Here is a 22,050-nt window from a genome sequence, read left to right on the forward strand (position 1 = left end):
AACCTCCAGAGTTAAGTCTGACCGACTCAACCCAGGTGGCAGGAATCTTGTTCCCGAGCGATTTATGCCAGGAGCGAACGGGGCGCGGGCACCCACGCGAACCCGTCCGGATCGGTCAGTTCCACGGCGTCGCCGCCGATCACCAGCCGATGGGAACCCGAACCGCCCGCGGGAACACCCGCATCCTTGGCCGCGGCCTTGCGTCCGTACAGCGCGAGCTTGATCGAGCCGGGTCCGCTCTCGAACTCCACGTACTTCCGGCCGAAGCTCTTGGCCACGGCGAATCCGTGGCTCACGTAAAACTGTTTGGTGGCCGCGACGTCGTCGACGCCGAGCAGCAGGACCAGATCGTCGACCTTACGTTCCGGCGCGCCGGTCGGCTTCTTCGACGATGTGGCGACCTTCCAGATCGTGCCGTCGGGCGCCTGGACCACGCCGCCATATCCCCAGAAGGACTTCTTGGCCGGTTTGAGGACGGTGGCGCCGGCGTCGATCGCCGGTTGGAGGAAGGAGTCGGCGACCGTCGGATCGGCGACGACGAGCGAGACCACGAAGCCGCGGAAGCCCGTCGTCGGTGAATCTCCCGCGCGAAGGCGCAACCGGTCACCGAGTCCGAAAGCCTTGTCGTAGAACGTCTGTGCCGCCGCAATGTCGGAGACTTCGAGTGTGAGTGCGTTGATGTTCGTCATGCTTCGACGCTAAGACGTCGAGCCGCCCGGACGCTTCTCGATTCCTGACCGGTCGCGAACCTCAGGTGAGTTCGACCGCGGCCCGGGCGGCGACCACGACGATCTGGGCGATCACCAACACCGCGACGGCGACGAGGAACGCCGCGGTGGTGACCACGACGCCGGCCGCACCTCGCACTACGTCGGACATCGAGTGCAGCCACGGGACGGAAAGTCGGTGCGGCTGTGCGGTGTCGAGTGTCATGGGCGGTCCTCTGCGAGCAACGAGCAACCCCGGTCGGAGTGGCCGGGGTCACAACATGCAATCACAGGTGGGTACTTCTGTGCCAGAAAATCCCCAAGACCCGCGACGACGCGAAGTCACCGATGCCGGCCGTCCGAAACCTCTTCCGCCACGAAGTGCGGTAGAACCGAACCCACCCCCATCGAGGAGCCTGCATGTCGATCGTCACGCCGACCACCACTCGTCAGCCGCTGGGCCGGGCCATTGCGCGGATCGCCCTGGGAGCCGTACTGGCGATCGCCGGCGTCGGCCATCTCACCGTCCAGCGCGAAGAATTCCAGGCGCAGGTGCCCGACTGGGTGCCGTTCAGCAAGGACTTCGTGGTGCTGGCTTCCGGCGGGGTCGAGATCGCTCTGGGCGCCGCGCTCATCGCGCTGCCCCGTCACCGCAAGGTGGTGTCGTGGATCGTGGCCGCGTTCTTCGTCGTCATCTTCCCCGGCAACATCAACCAGTACGTCGAGCACATCGACGCCTTCGGCCTCGACACCGACGAGAAGCGACTGACGCGACTGTTCTTCCAGCCCGTCCTCGTGCTCTGGGCCATCGCGGCCGGTACCGGCGAACGTCGCGACTAACCCGCCCGGGTCGCCGCATCCTGGCAGGCGGTGTCCATGCCCGCCCGCACCTGGGGCCGCACGTCGGTGCTCGACCGGATCGTGCACGCCGCGACGAGCCCGCCGACCGCACAGAACACCGCGCAGATGTACATCGCCATGCGGAAACCGTCACCGAGCGGATCCCCGTGCCCCGCATCGATCCCGGCCACGGCCGGCAGTACGGCCACCGCCAGCAGACCCGCGAGTCGCGCCACCGCATTGTTCACGCCCGACGCGGTTCCGGCGAGTTCGTCGTCGACGGCGGCGAGTGCCGCCGAGGTGAGGGGCGCGACGGTCACCGTCATCCCGAGCCCGAACAGCAACACTCCCGGCAGGACGGCATCCACGTATCCCGAGCCGGGCTCGACCCGGGACATCAGCGCGAACCCGCCGGCCGCGATGAGCGGGCCGACCGTCATCGGCAGCCGAGGCCCGGTGCGCTGCGCGAGTCTGCCGACCAGCGGCGACCCGAACAGCATGATGAACGTGCTCGGGAACATCGCCGCGCCGGCCTCCAACGCCGAGTAGCCGAGACTCTGCTGCAGTTGCAGCGCCAGCAGGAACAGCGCACCACCGAGCGCCGCATAGACGAGGAGCGTCGTCAGGTTGGCGCCGGTGAACTGCGACGAGCGGAACAGTCCGAGCGGCAGGAGCGGCGCCGCGACCCGTGACTCGATCACCACGAAACCCACGAGCGACACGACACCGGTCACCCCGGCGGCGAGGGTTGCGCCGCTCCACCCGGTCGACGGCCCCTCGATCAGCGCATAGATCACGCCGGCGAGACCGACGGTCATCGCGATCGCGCCCGCGATGTCGAGCCGGGCGTCGGACGGCGCGCCCCGCGATTCGGGCACGTGCCGGACCGCGATCCACAGCGCGCCCAGGGCGAGCGGCACGCTCAGCAGGAACGTCCATCGCCACGACGCCGCGTCGACGAGCCAGCCGCCGAGGAATGGTCCGAGCGCGGTGGTCGCGCCGGACATTCCGGCCCACAAGCCCACGGCAGCGCCCCGGTCGGACGGCTGGATCTCGGCGTTGATCAGCGCCAGACTTCCGGGGACCACGGCGGCCGCGGCGATCCCCTGCACGATCCGCGCGACGACGAGCAGCTCGACGGTCGGTGCCAGCCCGCACGCGACCGTCGCCACCGCGAACACACCCAGACCACCTGCGAACACCAGCCGGCGCCCGTACCGGTCACCGGCGACGCCACCGATGAGCAACAGCGAGCTCAGCGTCAACAGATACCCGTCGAGCACCCACTGCTGACCACGCAAGCCCGTGTCGAGGTCACGCGCGATGGCCGGTAGTGCGACGTTGACGACGGTCCCGTCGATGAAGGCGACGCCCGAACCAAGGACCGCGGCGACGATCAACCATCGACCCGCCGGCGACGCGGCCGGCACCCCTCGGGACCCGGTCTCGGCCGAGCCGTGCTCACTCATCGGTTGTCGTCCATGTGTGCCCTCCGGACCTGGGTCGCGTACCTACCCAGGGTCGGGGCCACCTCGCCCGCGCGCAAGCACATCGGCGAGCCCGTCGAACTGGTGGCCGCCCACCGGGTGCCGCTGCACCGTTGCCGCCGGGAGGAGCGCCGTGTTCAGATCCAGATGTTCGACGGGCACCACGTCGTCGTCGATGCAGTGGTGGAGGGAGAGAGTCAGCCCTTCGTGGCTCGGGAGCGAGTGGTCGGCCGGTACGTACTGGGGAACATCCCAGCCGTCCGGCCCCCAGTTCGGCATCGCGAGCAGCACAACATTTCTCGGTTCTGGTACGCCGTCCGCCGTGAGGACGTGCAGCAGTACCGTCGCACCGAAGGAATGCGCGACGACGACATCATCGGCGCCCAACCCGGCGAGGTGTTCTCGGATCGGTCGAGCCCACGCCTCGATCGACATGTCGTCGTCGGAGAACCTCGGAATGTCGAGAGACGCACCAAAGGCAGCCGACAACGAGTCCGCGAGCGGCCCGTCCTCGACGTAACCGCCCGCACCGTGGATGAAGAACAGTCGACGCTGGGGCATGGGATCTCCTCGAAGTCGCGTTGGGTCATCAAGGTTGACTTCGGCGCGTGGCCGTTCTCATCGCCTCACCGTGCAGTCGGACCGCCCGCCTCCAGCAGCGACTTGAGCCGGGCGAGGTCCTTCTCCACCATCTGGGTGTCGCGGTCGAACTCGTCGTCGGACATGGCCAGCTGCCTGATGGTGAAGACCACCTCCGCGCCCTGCGGATGCGCCAGCACGCGCAGCGGGTTGAGCACGGTGTCCCCGGTGGGGAGCACGACCTCGTGGTCGACGACGCCGAGTGTGTTCCGCGGGACGAACCGTACGGTGGCGGTGCCCATCGGCGACTCGACGAGGAGTTCGTCACCACGCCGGGTCACCTCCGACGTCGCCAGTCCTGCGGCCCACCGCGGCAGATTGTCGGGTTCGGCCGCGAAGTCGTAGACCCTCGCGGGCTCGGCGTTGATGACCACGCTCACATGCCGGCTGCGCATGAGCCCAACCTAGCCGGTGCACAGTCGACGTAAAACGGCGCCCAGTCGACGGAAGACCGGGGTCAGGACGGCGAACCGTTTCCCGCCTCGACGGGCTCGGCGAGTTCCCGCTCGATGAGCTGTTCGGCGACCTTGGCCAGCGGCGTGTTGGTGTCCTGGGACAGCCGCCGGAGCAGCGCGAACGCTTGGACCGCGTCGATGCGGAAGCGGTACATGATCATGCCCTTGGCCTGGCCGATCACGTCCCGGCTCGCCAGAGCGCTCTGGAAATGCTGCTGCTGGCGCGCCGCTCGCAGCGCCAGTGCGGCATGGGTCGCGAACAGGAGCCCGATCTCCAGGGATTCCTCCCCGAACACGTCGGTCTCGTCGGAGAAGACGTTGAGCGCACCGATGGTTCCCTTGTCGGTGAACAGCTTGAACGACAGGCTCGAGCGCAGCGGCGTCTCGTCGATGACCCGGGCGGAGAACGCCGGGAACCGCTCGTCGCGACGGATGTCGTTGACGAGCACGGTGTGATGGTCCCAGGCGGCCTGCAGGCACGGACCCTCCCCGGTTTCCCGCTGGATCCGGTCGGCCTCGTTCATCAGCGGGTCGGTCGGCGCGAGTGTGTCGAAGTTCTTCTTCTGGTCGACGAGCAGGACACCCGCGTACCGAGCTCCGGGGACATGCTCGACGGCCCCGGCGGTGATGGAGTCCAGGACCCGGCCGGTGCTGTCTTCGATGCTCTCCGGCACCGCATGCATCTGCCGCGCCAGTTCGGCGATCTTGAAATGCACATCTGCGTCCACCGGGCACTCACCTCTGCTTCGAGCGGCCGGTCGAGTCCGGCACGTCACGTGATCCTACAAAATCCATGGGCTGGTCATCGGGGTCCTTCGTTGCGCACCCGGTCGCGGATGGGTGTGGACTCCCTCGTTCTTTGAGACGATGAGGCCCTTACCCCGCCGTGCTGTGATCTCTACCATGGGGCGGGTGATCAAACGCCTGAGTGTTTCCGTCCTCTGTGTCATCGCTGCGATCACGGGGGCGGTGGCCGTCGGAACACCGACCGCGCAGGCCGCACCATCGTGCTCCGACGTCGAGGTGGTGTTCGCGCGCGGCACCGTCGAGACGTCTCCGCCGCTGGGTCTCACCGGCATCTCCTTCGTCGAGGCCGTTCGCTCGCAGCTGCCGGGCAAGTCCGTCAGCTCCTACGGCGTCCCCTACCCCGCGAGCGACAAGTTCGACAATCGGCTGAAGTTCGCCCAGACGGTCGCCGACGGCGTCCGCACCACGCAGAACCGCATCAAGTACCTGGCGGCGAAGTGCCCGGGTACCAAGGTCGTCCTCGGCGGTTACTCCCAGGGCGCCGTAGTCGCGGGATACTCCGTGCACGCGGGACTCGACCTGCCGGCGCGGTACGCCACCTACGACCGGTTCGTCCCGCCGCCGCTGCCGGCGAACATGGCCCGCAATGTCGCCGCGATCGTGCTCTACGGCGCCCCGTCGGATCGGTTCATCGACGACATCGGCGCTCCCCCGGTGAAGGTCGCCGCGCCGTACCGCAGCCGCACCGTTCGCTACTGCATCCCCGGTGACACCATCTGCGACGGAGCTCCGGTCGGCGGTCCCAACGCCCTGCACGTGCTGTACTCGGTGAACGGTATGACGCTGGAGGGCGCCCGATACGTCGCCCGGCGCGTCTGACCGGAGAAGCTCACACGGCTCAGAAGTCCGGCGCCGGCACGACTTTCGCGAAAGTCCTGCCGGCGTCGGACTTCTCCGCTTGATAGACGAGAGCGAGCTCGGCACGCTCGAAGTTGCGGAACCACTCGTCCCAGCTGATGTGCTCGAGGCACTCGTCGGCGGTCCGGCCGGTGAAGTCGATGCGGAGCACTCCGGTTCCGCCGACGCTTCTGACGTCGCGAACGCGCGCCGGCACACCCTGATGGGTGGTCACCCACTCCCGGATCTCGTCGTGATCGCGCGTCGTCTTGCAGTGAGACCCCATCGGTCGTCTCCTATCGTGCCGCACCGAACCCAGCCTTGGGCACCCCGGTTCTCCCGGTCACGACCAGCCCACTTCTCGGACTCCGGTGTCGTTCCCGCTCGCGAACCGCTCGTCGGTTCGGTGTCCTTACCCAACAAGCGCTTTGGTCAATCGTGCGGACGGGAGATTTCTCGCGTCGACCCCGGCACGGCTCGGAGCTCGATCCTCAGGTCGAAGTGGTCCAGCGAGTGCGGCATGTCCACGACACCGGCTCGCGCCCGTGGCGAGAGCACGTTGTCGTCGAGGTCGACGTCGCGACAGATCGCCGCCAGCACTGCCGTGGCGAACATCAGCACCACATTGCGTCCCGGGCATTCGCCCGGCCCGTCGCTGAACGGGACGACGCCGGCGAGTTCCTGAGCTCGTCCGTCTGTCCAGGCGTCCGGGGTGAAGCGCTGTGCGAAGTCCATCGCATCGTCGTCGCGCTGGAAGAACTCCCCGATCACGATCGTGGTCGCACCCTCGGCGACGACGCCGCCGTCCCACGGGACATCCCGGGTCGCCTCCCGCAGGATGGCGAGGGTCGTCGGCCACAGACGCAGGGATTCGAGGACGGTCGCCCGAAGTGTCGGCAGGACCCGTGGCTCCGCGGAGTCCACAACCGCGGCCTCCGTTCGGGCGGCGGCCGCGGTCACGGGGTGGGACGCGAGCAGTGCGAGTGCCCGATGGATGGCCACCGCGACGGCGTCGAACGCGAACAGCCAGTGCGGGATCTGACCGATCGGGTCCAACGAGCCGGGCTTGCCCACCGCGTTGCGGACCACTGCGGCCAGCGAGTCCTCGGGAGCCGCGGCCACCAGATGGTCCAGACGTCGTCGGAAGTTGTTGTAGGTGGCGGATCGACGAGGGAAGGCGTACCCCCAGTTGGCGTCTCGTCGGAGCACCGTCAGCAGGTCCGTCACCGTCTCGTCGTCACGCGCTGCATCCCCGAAGACGAAGCGGCGCACCATGCGCCAGTGTGCGACCACGTAGGTGTCCCAGGTGAGACGGCCCTCGGGGAGGGTGGGGAGCAGTTCCGCGACTTCGGATTCGATGATCTCCCCACACCGCCGGTGGAGAGAGTGCACGTCCGCCGAGGTCTGCAGGGCGAGTTCGTTCAGCTCCCGCCTCGCCTGCCGATGCCGGTTGTCCGAGATCAGCACACCCGTCGGCTGAAACCGGGAGAGTGCTGCGACCTTCTCCTTCGACGCCGGGTTGAAGGGTTCCGGCGTGCCGTGGAGGGTTGCCGTCACCGCCGGCGGGCGCAGCGCGAGCACCATCGAGCGCGGAAAGGTCAGAGCCAGCGCGTCGGCGTCGTGGCGGGACCGCAGGCCGTTGAGTACCCGGGCGGCCCGGCCGTGGGTGTCGACTCGCCCACCGAGGCGGACCATCGTCTTCCGGCGCGCCACAACACCTTCGGCGATCACCGGGGCGAGCACGCCGAGCAGGACTCGCCCGGTGTCCCCGAGCCCCGCGCGGGCCAGGCGCGGTGTCGTTGTCACCGCACCGCCGCTGTCCTGCACGCCATCATCGCGTCCCTGCGTCATCAGCGACAACACTCCCATCGCAGAGTATTCACGCCGGGCGGACCGCGGCGTCGGCCGTCCCAGATCTACCCGTCGACCGGGCGCCCCAAACCGTCGGCATGCGCGGTGTCCAGCGAGGCGTCGAGGCGACGGAAACCGTCCCGGACACACACCGCCCCGTCCTCGACGGAAGTCACGTCCGCCCACGGGATGAGCACCGTGCCGCGATGCAGCCAAGCGAAGAACCGGTTGAGCGCCCAGGGCCGCGAGACGCCCTGGCGCTCGTAGCCGAGGAAGGACACGCGGTTTCGGCGGTTGACGAGCAACCCGACGAGCCGCAGTTCGTCGTCCTCCACCTCGAAGCGGAGGTCGATCACGTGACCGAGGTGATCGCCGCCGGAATCGTGGACGGCACAGCTCAACAGGTCGCTGGCGATCATCGCTGCCCATTTCCCGGGATACGCGCGACGATGTGGTCCCGGCACCATCGTTCGGGCCACGCGAGCTCGAGATCGTCCTGCTTGTCGTCGATCGCGACCCGGACGTCGATGTCGCGGACGCGGTCGAACGGGATCCGGTCGAGCTCGCTCACATGCGGACCTCCGCCGATGAGTCGATAGAAGAGCGCCCGTCCGGTGAGCAGCGCGGACACCCGCGGCGGTCCGTCGTCGGGCATGTCGATCTCGACGTCGTCGACGACGCCGAGCGGCACACCGTCCCGGTCGTGGATCTGCCTGTCCAGCAGATGAAGGCGGAGATCGATCGTGGTGCGGCGCGACAGCCGACGGTCGTCGTCGGAGCTCATCGCCCGGCCCCCGTCACGATCAGCAACGGTATCGCCGCCACCGAGGCGACCACGATGATGCCCAGATAGATGGTTCCGAAGAAGTTCAGCACCCGTCCGTTCACGTTGTCTCCCATGTATTCCCGATCGTTCGCCACGACGAGGATCGGCAGGTAGGTCAGTGGCAGGGCGACCGCGGAGAAGACGACCGAGTACTCGGTGACCATGATCGGGTCGACCCCGGTGAGGAGGATCAGGACACCCCCGAGAAGGAACACGATGATCACCAGGTGAAAGCGGGCTGCCTGACGCGGCTTCTTGGCCGCGCCCCACGGCCACCCCGCGTACTGGGCGATGGTGTAACCGGTCGACAACGCCGTCTCCAAGGCCGCACCCGTCGTGGCCGCGACCAGCCCGATGATGGCGAACGCCAGTGCCAGTTGCCCGCCGGCCTGGACGACCGGCAACACGACCTGCGACAACGAGTCCACCGAGATGTCGGCCGGCATCAGGTACAACGCTGCGACACCGGCAATCGCGATCGACCCCAGACCCCCGAGCGGAAAACCGATCAGCACATTCCATCGCTCACGGGCGAGATCCTTGCGCCGCCAGCCTTCTTCGATGCCACCGGAGGAGAAGAAGAACACCTCGTACGGCGTCATCGCCGCACCGAACAGCGCGATGGCGTAGTACCAGTACGTCGGTACCGATTCCTGCGAGGGGATGGCGGGCGCGCTGATCTGATCCCAGACCTGACCCCAGGGCGGTTGCAACAGGAAGAAGACCACGCCGAACACCGCCAGGCACAGCCCCAACAGGCCCGTCACGTTCTCCATGATCTTGAAGTTGGCGCGCCACACGATGATCCAGACGCCGAACGCGGCGACGGGCACCCACAGCAACGGTGCGACCCCACTGGCCAGCTGAAGCGCGAGAGCGATGCCGCCGATCTCGGCGGTGAGGGTGAGACCGGTGACGAACAGCGATGCGACCAGGTTGGCGGCGCCCATGCGGGGACCGAGCCGTTCCCGGATGATCTCGAAAGTGCTCCGGCCGCTCACCGCGGCGACCCGTCCCGACATCTCGGCGAACAGGCAGATCCCGATGACGCCGACCACCACGACCCACACCAGGCCGAACCCGAACCGGGACCCGACGACCGCGTTGGTCACGATGTCACCGATGTCGAGGAACCCGCCGATGGCGGTCAGGATGCCGAGCGCGACGCCGATGACGTTCTTCACCGGCTCATCCCCTCGCACCGGCCGCGGAACGCGGATCGTCGACGATCTGCTGCAGCCGTTCGCCGATCTCGGTGAGCGCGCCGCGCGAGTCGGACACCCGTGGGTCCGCCCGTTCGAGCAGCGTCACCGACCGCGCCGCCACGAGCACACGGGTGGCCTCCGCCATCGCGTCCTCGACCCCGGCCCGCATCGGCTCGTCGGCGACGTCGTCGATGTCCAGGTTGACGACCGCTCCATAGGCGGACAGCGACTGCTCGATCAGGTCGTCGAAGAGGACGCGAACGTACTGTCGCGGTGCACGACCCTCGGCCCACGAACGCAGCCCTTCCTCTCCGGAAGCAACCGCGCTGACCACGTCACCGGACGAGTGCGAGAGTTCGGCCATCACGCCACCGGGCTGCCGGGCGCATCCGGCGAGCAGGAGGAGGCACAGCACGCACGTCAACGCCCGGCGCATCGCGAACGATTCGGCCCTCGGCCCGGTCGGCAGAAGCATCACCGTCCCCTTCTGTGAAGGCGTGACATCCCGGACGCGGGATAACCCAACGGGCCTGCGACGAAACCAGACGAGGGAGCCGCCGACAGCGGCACCGGGTCCTGAACGCTGCTCCCCGCCTGCGCTCAGGCCGCGAGAAGCGCGACGATGGCCCTGGCCAGGCCGCGGCGGGCGAGTTGCTGATCCTGGAAGGTGCCGAGCTGCTTCTCCGACACCAGTCCCCGCATGGCCCCGGGGAGGAATGCCGCCACCTCGCGCACACGTTCGGGATCGACGTCCAGGTCGGCGAACGCTCGCTGGCACGAGTCGATCCACGACGGCCCCCAAGAAGCGAACTCGGCTGCGGTCTTGGGGAACTGCCGGCGCAGCTCGTCCGGATCCCGCGGCAGTGCCGCCCGAAGTGTCTCGATCGCCCGCGATTCGGGCGCGGTCAGCCCGTCGTACATGAGGTCGACGATGGCCGCGACCCGCTGGTCCAGTGGCGCTTCGGGTTTCACACTCACCGGGAGGTCGCCGCGATGCTCGGCGGTGCGGTGCAGCACCGCGGCCCACAGACCGTCGATGTCGTCGAACTGGTACTTGATCGCACCCCACGTGGCGCCGATGTCCTTGGCGATGCGGTTGCCCGACACCGATGCCGGGTCACCCGACGCCAGCGAGGTGATCGCGGCGTCGAGCATCGCGTCGCGCGTCGCCTGCCCGCGCCGATTGACTCGCCGGACGGCTGTCGCGGGGCCGGCGGCCGGCATGCCGGAGTCCGAGGTGGGCATGGTCGCCGATCGTAGCCGGATGGCCGAGGCCGTGACCGGCGAGATGTTTCGTTTGCGAACGAGGGGTTACCCGGTTTGTATCGTTGGGCGTCTGCTGTGACGCGTGTCACGGGGTCGAGGAGGACACCATGAGTGTGAGCGGAGCAGCCGTCGCCCGTCGGGCCCGGTCGCGACTGAGTCCGGCAGAAGCACGTCGACGACTCCGCCGGCGGCAGTACGTCGACGCCCTCTTCAACTCGAGAGAGCCGGACAGGACGTCGTGGGCGGTCACCGATGACGGCGCACGTCTCCGGGTCCACCATCACGGCCCTTCAGGGGCTCCTGTTCTGGTGCTCATCCACGGGTGGTCGTGCTGCATCGAATACTGGAATCCGCAGATCAACGCCCTCGCCGAGCGCTATCACGTCATCGCATACGACCAGCGCGGACACGGCGACAGCACGTGGGGCCGGCGGAAGTTCGATTCCGATGTACTCGCCGACGACCTGTACGCGGTTGTCTCCCAGACGGTTCCGGACGGTTCGAAGGCGGTCTTCGTCGGGCACAGCATGGGCGGCATCACGCTCCAGGCGTGGGCACACCGGCACCGGCAACAGGCCGAGGACCGCGCCGCCGCAATGGTTCTCGCCAACACGACCTGGGGCGGGATCGCCACCGAGAGTCGTGTCCTGCCGTTCGTCAACGGCCCCATCAAGGCACCGCTGTGGTTGCTGCAGATGGCCCTGGCGGTGCCGCTCCCCCTACCCGGCGACCGATTCACGAGAAGTGTGATCCGGCATCGCATCCTGAACAGCCGGTCGGCGACCGCCGATCATGCCGCGTTCGTCCTGGCGATGACCCGCTCGTGCACGCCGAGCTCCCGCGCCAAGGCCGCGGTCGCCCTTCTGCAGTTGGCGATGGGCCCCACCGGCGCCGAAGCGATCTCGGTGCCCACGACGGTGATCGGTGGTCGGCACGACCTGCTCCTCCCACATGCGATGACCCAGCGCATCGCCCATGCGCTGTCGGTTCGCGGCCAACTCGACCGCCTCGTCGTCCTCGACACCGGCCATGCGTCGAACATCGAGGCCGCCGAGGACTTCACCGCGGAGATACACCGCGTCATGCATACGTCGTCGCCGAGTCCGGAGATCACCGAAACCGCCAGCTGACCAGGCGCGATACTTTTCATAGAACCCTCTTGCATTCTGCGGCGACGAGACCTACCGTTGCCGCATGGCGAGAACGCCCCTCTCGATGACACCCACTGGCTGGTTCCAGGTCGCCTGGTGCTCGGAGATCCCGGTGAGGTCGGTCCACACCATGAAGTACTTCGGGCGCGAGATGGTGGCGTGGCGATCCGCGTCCGGCACGGTCTCCGTCTTCGACGCCTTCTGCGAGCACCTCGGCGCCCACCTCGGACACGGCGGCCACGTCGAGGGCGAGAACCTGGTCTGCCCGTTCCACGGCTGGGAGTGGAATCGCGAGGGTCGCAACGTGTGCATCCCGTACGAACGACACCCCAACCGGGGGCGTCGCATCCGCAGCTACCCCGTCGTCGAACGCAACGAGGCCGTCTGGATCTGGCACGACATCGACGGACGCCCACCGCATTTCGACGTGCCCGACATCTTCGGCGACTTCGGCGACGACCGCACCGCGGCCGACTACTACCCGCCGGTCCCGGCGGCCACCCTCTTCCGGCCGGGACTCGAGATCCATCCGCAATACATCATGGAGAACGGCGTCGACTTCGCCCATTTCAAGTTCGTCCACAAGACACCGTTCATGCCGGAGTTCACGCGGCACGACTTCGGCGGACCGGTGTCCTACGTCGACTTCACCATCGCCTTCGACGAGGGTGCGACCCTCGAGAATGCCACGAGCGGAGTCGAATCCATCAATGCCGGGCTGGGCTGTTCGGTCACCAAGAGCTGGGGCATGGTCGACAATCGCACGATGCCGGCGGTCACCCCGGTCGACGAGCACACCTCCGACGTCCGGTTCACCGTGTGGATCGGCCGCAAGCCGGGCGAGGAAACCGGCGATATCACCCGCTACGGCACCATCATGGCCGATCTCGTCATCGAGCAGTTCGCCGCCGACATCGACATCTGGGCGCACCAGCGCTACTCCGATCCACCCGCTCTGTCCCGCAAAGAGTACGAAGGCTTCACCGCCCTACGGAACTGGGCGCGTCAGTTCTACCCCGACGGCGGACCCGACGGTGCCGATCCCTCGTCACCGAGCGGTGCAGTGCCCCCGACGGGCGAGGAGTTCGTCCGCATCCGCCGATCCGAGCTCGACGCGCTGCGCGCCGCCGCGCAGCCCTGACAAGTCGCTCCGCCGAAAGGATCTCCCATGACCGCCGCCGAACGCATCCGGGTCTTCCAAGTCGCCACCGGAAATCTGGGCACCGAGATGATCGGACGCATCCGATCCCATCCCGACCTCGAACTGGTCGGCCTGCATTGCTACACGCCCGACAAGATCGGGCGCGACGCCGGCGAGATCGTCGGGCTCGATCCGGTCGGCGTGACGGCCACGGGCACGGTGGACGAGATCATCGCCGCGCGTCCGGATGTGCTCACATTCCACGGCGTGTTCCCCGACGAGGACCTCTACGTCGAAGTCCTCGAGGCCGGGATCGACATCGTGACCACCGCGGACTGGATCACCGGCTTCCATCGCGACACCAATCACCCGCACCATTCCGGCCGCAAGGTCAGCGACGTCATCGCCGAGGCCTGCGCACGCGGTGGCGCCACCTTCTACGGCACCGGCATGAATCCCGGCCTGGCACAGATCCTCGGCATCGTGCACACCGCCGACGTGGCCGACATCGAGAACGTCACGGTCATCGAATCCGTCGACGTCTCGTGTCACCACTCCGTCGACACCTGGAAGGCTGTCGGATACGGCCTGCCGGTCGACGACCCGAGCATCCCCGACTCGCTGTACAAGTACACCGCGGTGTTCGCGGACTCGGTCTATCTGATGGCCGACGCCTTCGAACTCGAACTCGACGAGGTGGCGTTCTCCTACGAGCTGGGCGCCTGCACCAAGGACGTCGACCTCGGCTGGTATCAGCTGCCGCAGGGTTCGCTCGGTGGCAGCCACATCAAGTACCAGGGCATGGTCGACGGCGTGGCCCGCGTCGAGTCCCATCTCGAATGGCAGATGACCCCGCACACCGACCCGTCGTGGAACATCCAGGCCTGCTACATCACCCAGGTCACCGGCGACCCCAACATCTATTCCAAACACATGATCTTCCCGCGCAAGGGCTTCGACCTCTCCAGGCCGGAGAACTTCGCCTCGATCGGCATGACGGTCACCGGGCTGCCCGCCCTGAACGCCATCCGCTCGGTCGTCGAGGCCGCTCCGGGAATCGTCACGAGCACCGACCTCCCGCTGCGGTCGTTCGCCGGGCGGTTCGCGATCTGACGAGAAGCCCTTCGTGGCTCGTCGCTTCGCTCCTCGCACCTCAGGGAGCAGAGGTGGTGGTCACTTCGTTCGGATCAGGGAGCAGAGGTGGTGGTCAATTCGTTCGGATCAGGGAGCAGAGGTGGTCACTTCGTTCGGATCAGGGGGCCGAGGATGAGCCGAGGTGGATGGTCACCCCGGTGAGTTCGGCACCGAGGTCCCACAGTCGCGCAGCGACGTCGCGGTCCTTCGCCTTCGCCGACGGCTCCACCAGCACCGGCGGACCGGCCAGCCCGAAACCTCCCACGGGACCGTAGTATTCGCCGCCCTGCGCCTTCGGATCGGTGCCGGCGCGGAGGACCGAGAGGGCTCCGTCCGGCGGATCCATGATGAAACGATCGGTGAGCCATCGCAGCGAGGACGCGTGGTATGCCCACTGCAGGAATCTGCTCTGCTCGCGCATCACCCCGGTGCGGGTGCCACCGGGGTGGGCGGCGAGCGAAATCGCCGACACCTCGGCACTTCTCATGCGCCGGTCGAGTTCGAGCGCGAACAGCATCTGCGCGAGCTTCGCACGGGAGTACGCACCCGCGCTGCTGAAGGTCCGGTCCATGGGGATGTCGGAGAAGTCGATGGTGCCTGCTCGATGGGCGTGGCTGCCGACGGTGACCACCCGCCCGGCATCGGCCGCCAGAATCCGGTCCATCAGCAGTCCGGTGAGCGCGTAGTGACCGAGGTAGTTCGTGCCGAAGTCCATCTCGAAACCGTCGGGCGTCAGGTCACGACGCGCCCGCATGACCCCGGCGTTGTTGACCAGCAGGTCGATCCGGGTATGACGCGCGCCGATCTCGGCGGCGGCCGCACGGACGGAATCCAGACTGGCGAGGTCGAGATCGACGATCTCCAGCTCGGCGCCCGGGACCTTCCCGACGATGTCGTCGCGGGCCTCCGCGGAGGTCTCCGGATTGCGGCACGCCAGCACGACATGTGCGCCCAGCGTCGCCAGCCCGAGCGCGATCTCGCGTCCGATCCCCGAATTCGCACCGGTCACCACCGCAACCCGGCCGGTCTGCGGCGGCGCGTCGGCCAGCGTCCACCCCGACTTCACATCTGCCCCCTTCGACGCCGACTCGAACGACGATGTCGTTCGTATCACATCGGCGCCGAGGGGCGGGTGTCAGGCGCTCACGGCCGCCGGGGTGGCGCTGCTGAACCGCCCGGCCGGCGCGAACCGGGCGAGGACCTCGTCGTGCGGCTCTCCGGCCACCGCGGAGATGAATCCCTCCACGTCCTCGCGGGTCCGCAGACCGAGGAGCGGATTCGGTTCGGACAGCAGACCGAACAGGGCCGACGCGATCGCGGGACTGACGGCGGCAGCCGGAAACGACAGCTCCAGGTGGGTCGCGTAGTCGGGATCACCCAGGTAGAGCCGGGTGACCTCGACGGCGGCCCGTCCGCGTCGTTCCCAGTGCTTCTCGAACTCCGCCGACAGCCACTCCGCGGTGAACTCGCCGTCGTGGTCCCGTGCAGCCTTCACGAGCTCGGCGACCTGGATCAGCGTGTTCTGCGCGCCCTGTCCCGCTACCGGGTCGACGGCGATCGCGGTGTCGCCGATCGCCGCGACCGGGTGCCCGCCCGCGGTGGTGGCGACGGCCTGCCGGACCGTCGGGGTGACCGCGCCCTTGAGCCACGAGACCGGGTCGGATTCGATGACCTGCAGCCGATCGATGACCGGCGCGTCCTCCGGGAAGAACTCGGCGAAGATGCCGGAGATCGTCTGCCGGGCGGACACCGCGTCGTGGACGTCGTCGATCCGGCCGGCCCACGCTCCGTCGGGCTTGGCGAAGACGATGAACGACCACGTCGGTCCGGCGTCCTTGTGGAGGAACGGTCCGACGAAGATCTCACCGTTCTGCGCGTCGAGGTTGAACAGCGAGTGGTCACCGCCGGCGCTGCTGCGGTAGGCGAAGGACTCGGGGCCGTGATCGACTCCGGTGAGGGTCACCTGCAGCAGGCGGCGCTGCGGTTCCCGGTAGTGCGTGCGCGACTCGTCGACCGGGAAGAGCGTCGAGAGCCCGCCCTTGCCGGTGGCGACGAGCGTGATGTCGGCGTCGGCGGCGATCGCGTCGAGGCGGTCGGTGTCGACCTGACCCACCTCGAATCGGCCACCGCGGTCCAGGAATCGGCCGAGACGGTCGTCGGCCTTCAGGCGCAGGTCGACGGCCTGGGCCACATAGCCGTAGTCCGGGTTGAACTCGAGGACCGGGGCACGCTCGTCACCGACGCCGGAGTACAGGCGAGCGCTGATGCCGGTCGTGTTCCCGACCTCGTAGAGGTCTTCGATGATCTCGGCGTCCCACTCACGGGACTTGCCGAACAGGACGCCGACACCGGTCGGCGGCACCTTGTCGCGCAGCGACTCGCGGTCGCGATCGCTGTAGAGCGTGACGTCGAACCCGGCGTCGAGAAAGCCGAGCGCCGCGCTGGTACCGGCCAGCCCGGCCCCGATGATCGCTACCGATCGTCGTGCTGTCATGTGTGGATCTCCCCTGGTTGTCGGCGTGCAATGGCTGCTCGACAGGGTGCCGGGGCGATCGGTGCGGATGAAGGGTTAGACGCATCGAGAACGAATGGCTCGCGCGCCGGCGCCCGTTGGGGGTTGAGGACTACGCCTCGTCGCGCACGCGGAGATAGCGCTCGTAGACCACCTGCTCGTAGGTGCGGGTCTCGGCGAGTCGGAGCTGCACCGGGGAGGTGACCGGCGGCAGCAACGGTGTACCGCCACCGACGATGATCGGATACCGGAAGATGCGGAACTCGTCGACGAATCCCAGTTCGATGGCCTGCCGCGCCAGGTCTGCACCACCGATCTCGACGTCGGCGTCGGTCGAGTCCAGCACCGCGGTGAGTTCGTCGGCCAGCGGGCCCCGAGCCAGCCGGGCATTGCCCTCGACCGCCGTGAGGGTGCGACTGAAGACCACCTTGGGCAGCGCCGTCCAGATGTCGGCGAACGCGGCGTGGGCCTCGTTCTCACGCATCCGCGGGTCGGTCTCCCAGACCACCATCGCCTCGTAGAGACGTCGGCCGCACACGAAGGCGCCGAGTTCGGCCACCCGTTCGGTGTGGAAGGCGAACAATCCGTCGTCGGGGACCGTCCAGTTGAAGTCGCCGTCGCGATCGGAGATGAAGCCGTCGACCGACACGCCCATCGACAAGAGCAGCATGCGAGGGATGGTACGGCGCTGCCGGGCCCGCGACGCGGACTTCGTGGAGAGCGCGCATTCCCACGAGTCTGCTGTGAGGTCCGACGACACCCCGCTCGTGCCAGGCCGGCCTCAGGTGCGGGCAAGTACCATCGCCCTCTGTGCGTACGCCCCTGACCGATGCGACACCCGTCGCAACCCCGAACGAGGACGCCGCGACCGGTAACACGTCCGGGTACCGGTTGGACCTCGACGGGCTGCGCGGTGTCGCGATCGCGCTGGTGGCGATCTTCCACGTCTGGTTCGGCCGGGTGTCCGGCGGCGTCGACGTCTTCCTCACCCTGTCGGGCTACTTCTTCGTCGCTTCCCTGCTCAAACATGTCCTGGCCACGCAGCCCGCGACGAGTTCGTGGCGTGCGGCGATCAATCCGTGGCCGCGGTTCTCCCGACTCCTCCGCCGGCTGCTGCCCGCCCTGCTGCTGGTGCTCGCGGTCACGGCCGGCCTGATCGCGCTGATCATGCCGACGACCCGGTGGGGACCGCTCGGCGCCGAACTCCAGGCCAGCGCGCTGTACTACCAGAACTGGCATCTCGCGTTCGAGTCGCAGGACTACGCGGCCGCCGATTCCGCCAACAGCCCGATGCAGCATCTCTGGTCGATGTCGATGCAGGGCCAGTTCTTCGTCCTCACCCTCGTGTGCGCCCTGGCGCTGGGCGCGGTGCTGCGCGCCCTGGGCCGCCGATCCGCGTTCTTCGCCGACCCCAAGGTGGTCCGGGGGGTCGTCGGGATCGCGCTCGGCGTCGTCGCACTGGGCTCGTTCGCGTGGGCGAACCACCGCCACGGGATCAACCAGCCGTTCACCTACTACGACACCGTCGCCCGCCTGTGGGAACCGCTCGTGGGTGGTCTGCTCGCAGTGTGGATGCCGCGTATCCCGTTGTCGCAGCGGGTGCGTGATCTGCTCGGGATCATCGCCCTCGGCCTCATCGTCACGTGCGGGTGGTGGATCGCGGGGGTCCAGGAATATCCGGCCGCGTGGGCGCTCGTGCCGGTCGGGGCGACCCTCCTGCTCATCTGGGTCGGATCGTCGCAGACCGCCCCCATCGACCGGGCGGGCACGGCCGGCCAGACCTCCATCCGGTCCGGGGTCAGCCGGGGCCTCGCGCATCCGAGACTCGTGTGGCTCGGTTCGATCGCGTACGCGCTGTACCTGTGGCACTGGCCGGTGCTCATCTTCTACCTGGCCTGGCGCTATCAGGACGACGTCTCGTGGTTCGAGGGCACCGCCATCCTGGCCGTGTCGGTCCTACTGGCCTGGCTGACGACCAAATACGTCGAGGCGCCGCTGCGCGCGGGCAAGGCCGACCGCAAGCGGGCGGACACGGCGCGGCCGGCGCCGCAGGACACCCGCGGCTACCGTCGCGCGCTCGTCGCGGTGCTGGTCGTCATCAGCGTCGCGACCGGGGCTGCCGCGGTGACCTGGCAGCGCGACGCCGCGAACGCCACCCTCGACACCCAGAATCTCGACCCGCGCCTCTACCCGGGTGCGCGGGCGTTCCTCGACGGGGCGCCGGTGCCGAACGTGACCGCGCAACCGAGCCCGAACGTCGTCGACATGGACTGGCCGATCACCTCCTACGACTCGATCATCAGCGGATGGAAGGACCCGTCCATCAAGGTCGGGTACTACGGCGACGTCGACGCCACTCGCACGATCGCGCTCGTCGGCGGGTCGCACGCCGAACAGTGGATCACCGCCCTCGACGCCATCGGCAAACGCCACGGCTTCCGCGTGACCACCTACCTCAAGGTCGGGTGTGCTCTCACGACCGAGCACGTCTTCACCTGGTTCGGCCAGAAGTACTACCAGTGCAACGACTGGTCGCGCCGGGTCATGGAACGTCTGGCCGTCGACAAACCCGACGTCGTGTTCACCAACAGCACCCGTCCGGTAGAGGCGGGCGACGGCGACTACGTGCCCAAGGACTACGAGGAGATCTTCGCCGAGTTCCGCGACCGCGGCCAGCGCGTCGTCGCGGTCCGCGACAACCCCTGGGCGACCGGACAACTCAAGCCACCGGAGTGTCTCGCCAGCGGCCGCAAACCCGAGGTGTGCGGGGTGCCCCGCGACCAGGCGATGGCACCGGCCGACCCTGCGGCCCCGCTCGCCGGCGAGTTCCCCAACATGAGCTTCCTCGACTACACCGACGCCATGTGCGACGACACCTACTGCCCCGCGGTCGTCGGGAACATCCTGGTGTGGCACGACTTCCACCACCTGTCGGCGACCTTCGTCCGCAGCCTCATCCCCGCCGTCGAAGCCGACCTGCAGCGGTCGCTGCGGTGGTGGTGAGTCACCTCGGGAAGGAGCAGGGTCAGCTGACCGCGGTCAGCACCGCACGCGGTCCGGCGAACACGGTCTCGCGGATGTGATTGCGCACAAGAGTCCAGGCGGGACAGTCACATCGGGCCGCGACGCCGCGCGCGTCGACACCTTGGTACCGGCACAACGCGATGGCCCGGCGAAGGTGGAAGTCCTGCGTCACGATGACCACCTCGTCGACGCCGAACACCTCCCGCGCACGCCGGCAGCTCGCGGCGGTGTCGAGACCGGCCGGGTCGCCGACGATCACCCGCGACGCCACCCCGCGATCCTCCAGATAGCTCCGCATCACCGCCGGCTCGTTCCCGGCTTCCTCGGAACCGTTGCCGGAGTTGATGATCCGATCCACCCCTCCGGCGCGGTACAGCTCCAGCGCGGTGTCGAGGCGACCGCGCACGTAGTCGCCGGGAGACCCGTCGTCGTGGACGAGCGAACCCAACACCAGCAGCGTCGGACGGGAAGCGGGCGCGGGCGCGTCGTCGACCCTGCCCGCCGACGCGAAGTACATCCAGGTGACGGCCACGGTGATCCACAGTTCGACCAGCACCAGCAGTGCCGGCACCACCAGACGAGCACCCGATCTCACCCCTACAACGTAGGGAACCCGTCCCCAACATGGCCATTCCAGCCCGGGCCCGGCGGTCACCCCGTGATACTTGGAGGACCCGGTCGCGCTCAGCCTGTGCGCACCACCCCGCGGTGTTGAAAGTGATGGTGCGATGCCGTACATGCCGGTCACCTCGTCGATGTTCCTGTTGGCCGAGACACGTGAGCAACCCATGCACGTCGGGGGACTCCAGCTGTTCGTGCCACGCGAGGGCCAGTCGTCCAGCGAGCTCGCCGAGGAGATCATCGAGGCGTTCTGCGGCTGCACCGAGATCCATCCGCTCTTCCGCAAACGCCCGGCCTCGCCGGTGACGATACTCGGCAACGTCGCGTGGTCCTACGACGACGAGATCGACTTCGACTACCACGTGCGTCGTGCGGTCCTCCCCCGCCCGGGCCGCGTGCTCGAGCTGTTGCGCTACGTCTCACTCAACCACGGGGCACTGCTGGATCGGTTCCGCCCGATGTGGGAGATCCATGTCATCGAGGGCCTCGCGGACGGGCGGGTGGCGCTCTACAGCAAGATCCACCACTCGGTGGTCGACGGCGTCTCCGCCCTGCGACTCCTGCAGCGCACGCTCTCCGAGGACCCCGGCGACCGGTCGGGCACCGCACCGTGGGACCCGGCGCTCGCCGAACGTCGCCGTCCCCGTCCTGCGCCGAGTCTGCGCGGCCGGGTGTCGGGATTGGCGAACGTGGCCGGCCAGATCGCCGGCCTCGGACCGGCCGCGGCCAAGGTGGCCGTCGCCGGTCTGCGCGATCCGGACTTCGTGGCGCCCCTCGGACGAGCACCGCGCACCATCCTCGACGTCGCCATCGGCAGCGCCCGCCGGTTCGCCTCCCAACAGTGGGAACTCGACCGTCTCCGTGCGGTGGCAGACGCCCGGAGCATCACCCTCAACGACGTCATCGTCGCGATGTGTTCGGGCGCGCTGCGGTCGTACCTCATCGACCAGGACGCGTTGCCCGACGCGCCGCTGATCGCCGCGGTACCGGTGTCGATGCACACCGACGGCGACGACGACGGCAATGCGGTGACCGCGATCCTGGTGAGCCTGGCAACCGACGAACCCGATGCCGAACGCCGGCTCGACAAGCTCGTGGATTCGGCGCGGCACAGCAAGTCCGTGGTCCGCGGTCTGCGACCGTTGCAGGCCCTCGCCCTCGGCGCGGCCAACTTCGCGCCCCTGGCCTTCGCCACCGTCCCCGGCTTCGTGCAGTACGTCCCGCCGCAGTTCAACATCATCATCAGCAATGTGCCTGGCCCGACAAAGCACCTCTACTGGAACGGCGCCCGACTCGACGGTGTGTATCCCGTCTCAATCCCGACGCAGGGACTGGCGCTCAACATCACCGTGACCAGCACCGCCGATCACATCAACTTCGGCCTGATCGGTGCTCGCGCCCAGCTCCCGAGCCTCCAACGGCTGCTCACACACCTCGACACCGCGCTCGAGGAGCTCGAGAAGGTCGCGCACACGCGGTGAACCCCCGCGGGACTCGCGGTACGGACGTGGTGTCGCCCACCCTGACTCGACAGTAAGTTACTGGCG

24 protein-coding genes are annotated in these 22,050 nt (G+C 68.2%); 7 read left to right on the forward strand and 17 right to left on the reverse strand.

Going from position 1 to position 22,050, the window contains the following annotated elements; all coding sequences use genetic code 11:
- Positions 1-62: 62 nt before the first annotated feature.
- Both KTR9_RS22180 and KTR9_RS22185 read right to left on the reverse strand, forming a co-directional pair.
- Positions 63-689, reverse strand: coding sequence for a glyoxalase (locus KTR9_RS22180; RefSeq protein ID WP_014928227.1), 627 nt, complete (start codon positions 687-689; stop codon positions 63-65).
- 61 nt (positions 690-750) lie between these two features.
- Entirely contained in the window at positions 751-933 is a 183-nt protein-coding gene (locus KTR9_RS22185; protein ID WP_044507281.1) for a hypothetical protein, read from the reverse strand.
- Between the two features lie 194 nt (positions 934-1,127).
- Between KTR9_RS22185 and KTR9_RS22190 the strand changes: the two genes are divergently transcribed.
- Positions 1,128-1,547: a DoxX family protein gene (locus tag KTR9_RS22190; RefSeq protein ID WP_010843692.1), complete on the forward strand. Its 420-nt coding sequence runs from the start codon at positions 1,128-1,130 to the stop codon at positions 1,545-1,547.
- On the opposite strand, the gene KTR9_RS22195 is transcribed toward KTR9_RS22190, so the two are convergent.
- From KTR9_RS22195 to KTR9_RS22210, 4 genes are all read right to left on the reverse strand, one after another.
- Entirely contained in the window at positions 1,544-3,016 is a 1,473-nt protein-coding gene (locus tag KTR9_RS22195) for a DHA2 family efflux MFS transporter permease subunit (protein ID WP_014928228.1), read from the reverse strand. The genes KTR9_RS22190 and KTR9_RS22195 overlap by 4 nt on opposite strands.
- 42 nt (positions 3,017-3,058) lie before the next feature.
- The gene (locus tag KTR9_RS22200) at positions 3,059-3,595 is read right to left on the reverse strand and encodes an alpha/beta fold hydrolase (protein ID WP_014928229.1); all 537 of its coding nucleotides are present in this window, start codon (positions 3,593-3,595) and stop codon (positions 3,059-3,061) included.
- Positions 3,596-3,660: 65 nt separating this feature from the next.
- On the reverse strand, positions 3,661-4,068 hold the full coding sequence (locus tag KTR9_RS22205; RefSeq protein WP_014928230.1) for an SRPBCC family protein: 408 nt from the start codon (positions 4,066-4,068) through the stop codon (positions 3,661-3,663).
- Between the two features lie 62 nt (positions 4,069-4,130).
- Positions 4,131-4,856, reverse strand: a complete 726-nt coding sequence (locus KTR9_RS22210; RefSeq protein WP_014928231.1) for a GAF and ANTAR domain-containing protein — start codon at positions 4,854-4,856, stop codon at positions 4,131-4,133.
- 175 nt (positions 4,857-5,031) lie between these two features.
- Here KTR9_RS22210 and KTR9_RS22215 point away from each other — a divergent pair, with 175 nt between their 5' ends.
- On the forward strand, positions 5,032-5,754 hold the full coding sequence (locus tag KTR9_RS22215; RefSeq protein ID WP_010843699.1) for a cutinase family protein: 723 nt from the start codon (positions 5,032-5,034) through the stop codon (positions 5,752-5,754).
- Between the two features lie 19 nt (positions 5,755-5,773).
- Here the strand turns inward: KTR9_RS22215 and KTR9_RS22220 are convergent, their stop codons facing one another.
- The 7 genes from KTR9_RS22220 to KTR9_RS22250 all read right to left on the reverse strand — a co-directional run bounded on the left by KTR9_RS22220 (position 5,774) and on the right by KTR9_RS22250 (position 10,899).
- Positions 5,774-6,058, reverse strand: coding sequence for a hypothetical protein (locus KTR9_RS22220; protein ID WP_014928233.1), 285 nt, complete (start codon positions 6,056-6,058; stop codon positions 5,774-5,776).
- Between the two features lie 146 nt (positions 6,059-6,204).
- The gene (locus KTR9_RS22225) at positions 6,205-7,623 is read right to left on the reverse strand and encodes a cytochrome P450 (protein WP_014928234.1); all 1,419 of its coding nucleotides are present in this window, start codon (positions 7,621-7,623) and stop codon (positions 6,205-6,207) included.
- Positions 7,624-7,688: 65 nt separating this feature from the next.
- Complete coding sequence (locus tag KTR9_RS22230; protein WP_014928235.1) at positions 7,689-8,042, reverse strand: PRC-barrel domain-containing protein; 354 nt, start codon at positions 8,040-8,042, stop codon at positions 7,689-7,691.
- Positions 8,039-8,407 carry a PRC-barrel domain-containing protein gene (locus KTR9_RS22235; protein ID WP_014928236.1) on the reverse strand — a complete coding sequence of 123 codons (369 nt, stop codon included), beginning with the start codon at positions 8,405-8,407 and terminating at the stop codon, positions 8,039-8,041. The genes KTR9_RS22230 and KTR9_RS22235 overlap by 4 nt, the downstream gene beginning before the upstream one ends.
- Entirely contained in the window at positions 8,404-9,633 is a 1,230-nt protein-coding gene (locus KTR9_RS22240) for an Nramp family divalent metal transporter (protein ID WP_014928237.1), read from the reverse strand. The genes KTR9_RS22235 and KTR9_RS22240 overlap by 4 nt, the downstream gene beginning before the upstream one ends.
- A gap of 4 nt (positions 9,634-9,637) precedes the next feature.
- Entirely contained in the window at positions 9,638-10,129 is a 492-nt protein-coding gene (locus KTR9_RS22245; protein ID WP_044507285.1) for a hypothetical protein, read from the reverse strand.
- A 125-nt stretch (positions 10,130-10,254) separates the two neighbouring features.
- Positions 10,255-10,899 carry a TetR/AcrR family transcriptional regulator gene (locus tag KTR9_RS22250; protein WP_044507287.1) on the reverse strand — a complete coding sequence of 215 codons (645 nt, stop codon included), beginning with the start codon at positions 10,897-10,899 and terminating at the stop codon, positions 10,255-10,257.
- A gap of 128 nt (positions 10,900-11,027) precedes the next feature.
- Here KTR9_RS22250 and KTR9_RS22255 point away from each other — a divergent pair, with 128 nt between their 5' ends.
- The 3 genes from KTR9_RS22255 to KTR9_RS22265 all read left to right on the forward strand — a co-directional run bounded on the left by KTR9_RS22255 (position 11,028) and on the right by KTR9_RS22265 (position 14,325).
- On the forward strand, positions 11,028-12,050 hold the full coding sequence (locus KTR9_RS22255; RefSeq protein ID WP_014928239.1) for an alpha/beta fold hydrolase: 1,023 nt from the start codon (positions 11,028-11,030) through the stop codon (positions 12,048-12,050).
- Positions 12,051-12,114: 64 nt separating this feature from the next.
- Entirely contained in the window at positions 12,115-13,212 is a 1,098-nt protein-coding gene (locus KTR9_RS22260; RefSeq protein ID WP_014928240.1) for a Rieske 2Fe-2S domain-containing protein, read from the forward strand.
- A gap of 27 nt (positions 13,213-13,239) precedes the next feature.
- Positions 13,240-14,325, forward strand: a complete 1,086-nt coding sequence (locus KTR9_RS22265) for an NAD(P)H-dependent amine dehydrogenase family protein (RefSeq protein ID WP_014928241.1) — start codon at positions 13,240-13,242, stop codon at positions 14,323-14,325.
- 139 nt (positions 14,326-14,464) lie between these two features.
- Here KTR9_RS22265 and KTR9_RS22270 read toward each other — a convergent pair whose 3' ends face one another.
- The 3 genes from KTR9_RS22270 to KTR9_RS22280 form a co-directional block, all read right to left on the reverse strand.
- On the reverse strand, positions 14,465-15,412 hold the full coding sequence (locus tag KTR9_RS22270) for an oxidoreductase (protein ID WP_014928242.1): 948 nt from the start codon (positions 15,410-15,412) through the stop codon (positions 14,465-14,467).
- A 69-nt stretch (positions 15,413-15,481) separates the two neighbouring features.
- Positions 15,482-16,840: a styrene monooxygenase/indole monooxygenase family protein gene (locus tag KTR9_RS22275; protein ID WP_010843711.1), complete on the reverse strand. Its 1,359-nt coding sequence runs from the start codon at positions 16,838-16,840 to the stop codon at positions 15,482-15,484.
- Between the two features lie 130 nt (positions 16,841-16,970).
- Positions 16,971-17,528, reverse strand: a complete 558-nt coding sequence (locus KTR9_RS22280) for a dihydrofolate reductase family protein (RefSeq protein ID WP_044507289.1) — start codon at positions 17,526-17,528, stop codon at positions 16,971-16,973.
- 140 nt (positions 17,529-17,668) lie between these two features.
- Here KTR9_RS22280 and KTR9_RS22285 point away from each other — a divergent pair, with 140 nt between their 5' ends.
- A complete protein-coding gene (locus tag KTR9_RS22285) occupies positions 17,669-19,861 on the forward strand; it encodes an acyltransferase family protein (protein ID WP_014928244.1) in 2,193 nt (730 codons plus the stop codon).
- A gap of 22 nt (positions 19,862-19,883) precedes the next feature.
- Here KTR9_RS22285 and KTR9_RS22290 read toward each other — a convergent pair whose 3' ends face one another.
- Positions 19,884-20,456, reverse strand: coding sequence for a SanA/YdcF family protein (locus KTR9_RS22290; protein ID WP_014928245.1), 573 nt, complete (start codon positions 20,454-20,456; stop codon positions 19,884-19,886).
- Between the two features lie 154 nt (positions 20,457-20,610).
- Between KTR9_RS22290 and KTR9_RS22295 the strand changes: the two genes are divergently transcribed.
- Positions 20,611-21,984 carry a WS/DGAT/MGAT family O-acyltransferase gene (locus tag KTR9_RS22295; protein ID WP_010843715.1) on the forward strand — a complete coding sequence of 458 codons (1,374 nt, stop codon included), beginning with the start codon at positions 20,611-20,613 and terminating at the stop codon, positions 21,982-21,984.
- Positions 21,985-22,050 lie beyond the last annotated feature (66 nt).

It is taken from the genome of Gordonia sp. KTR9, from assembly GCF_000143885.2.
Classification (GTDB): domain Bacteria; phylum Actinomycetota; class Actinomycetes; order Mycobacteriales; family Mycobacteriaceae; genus Gordonia.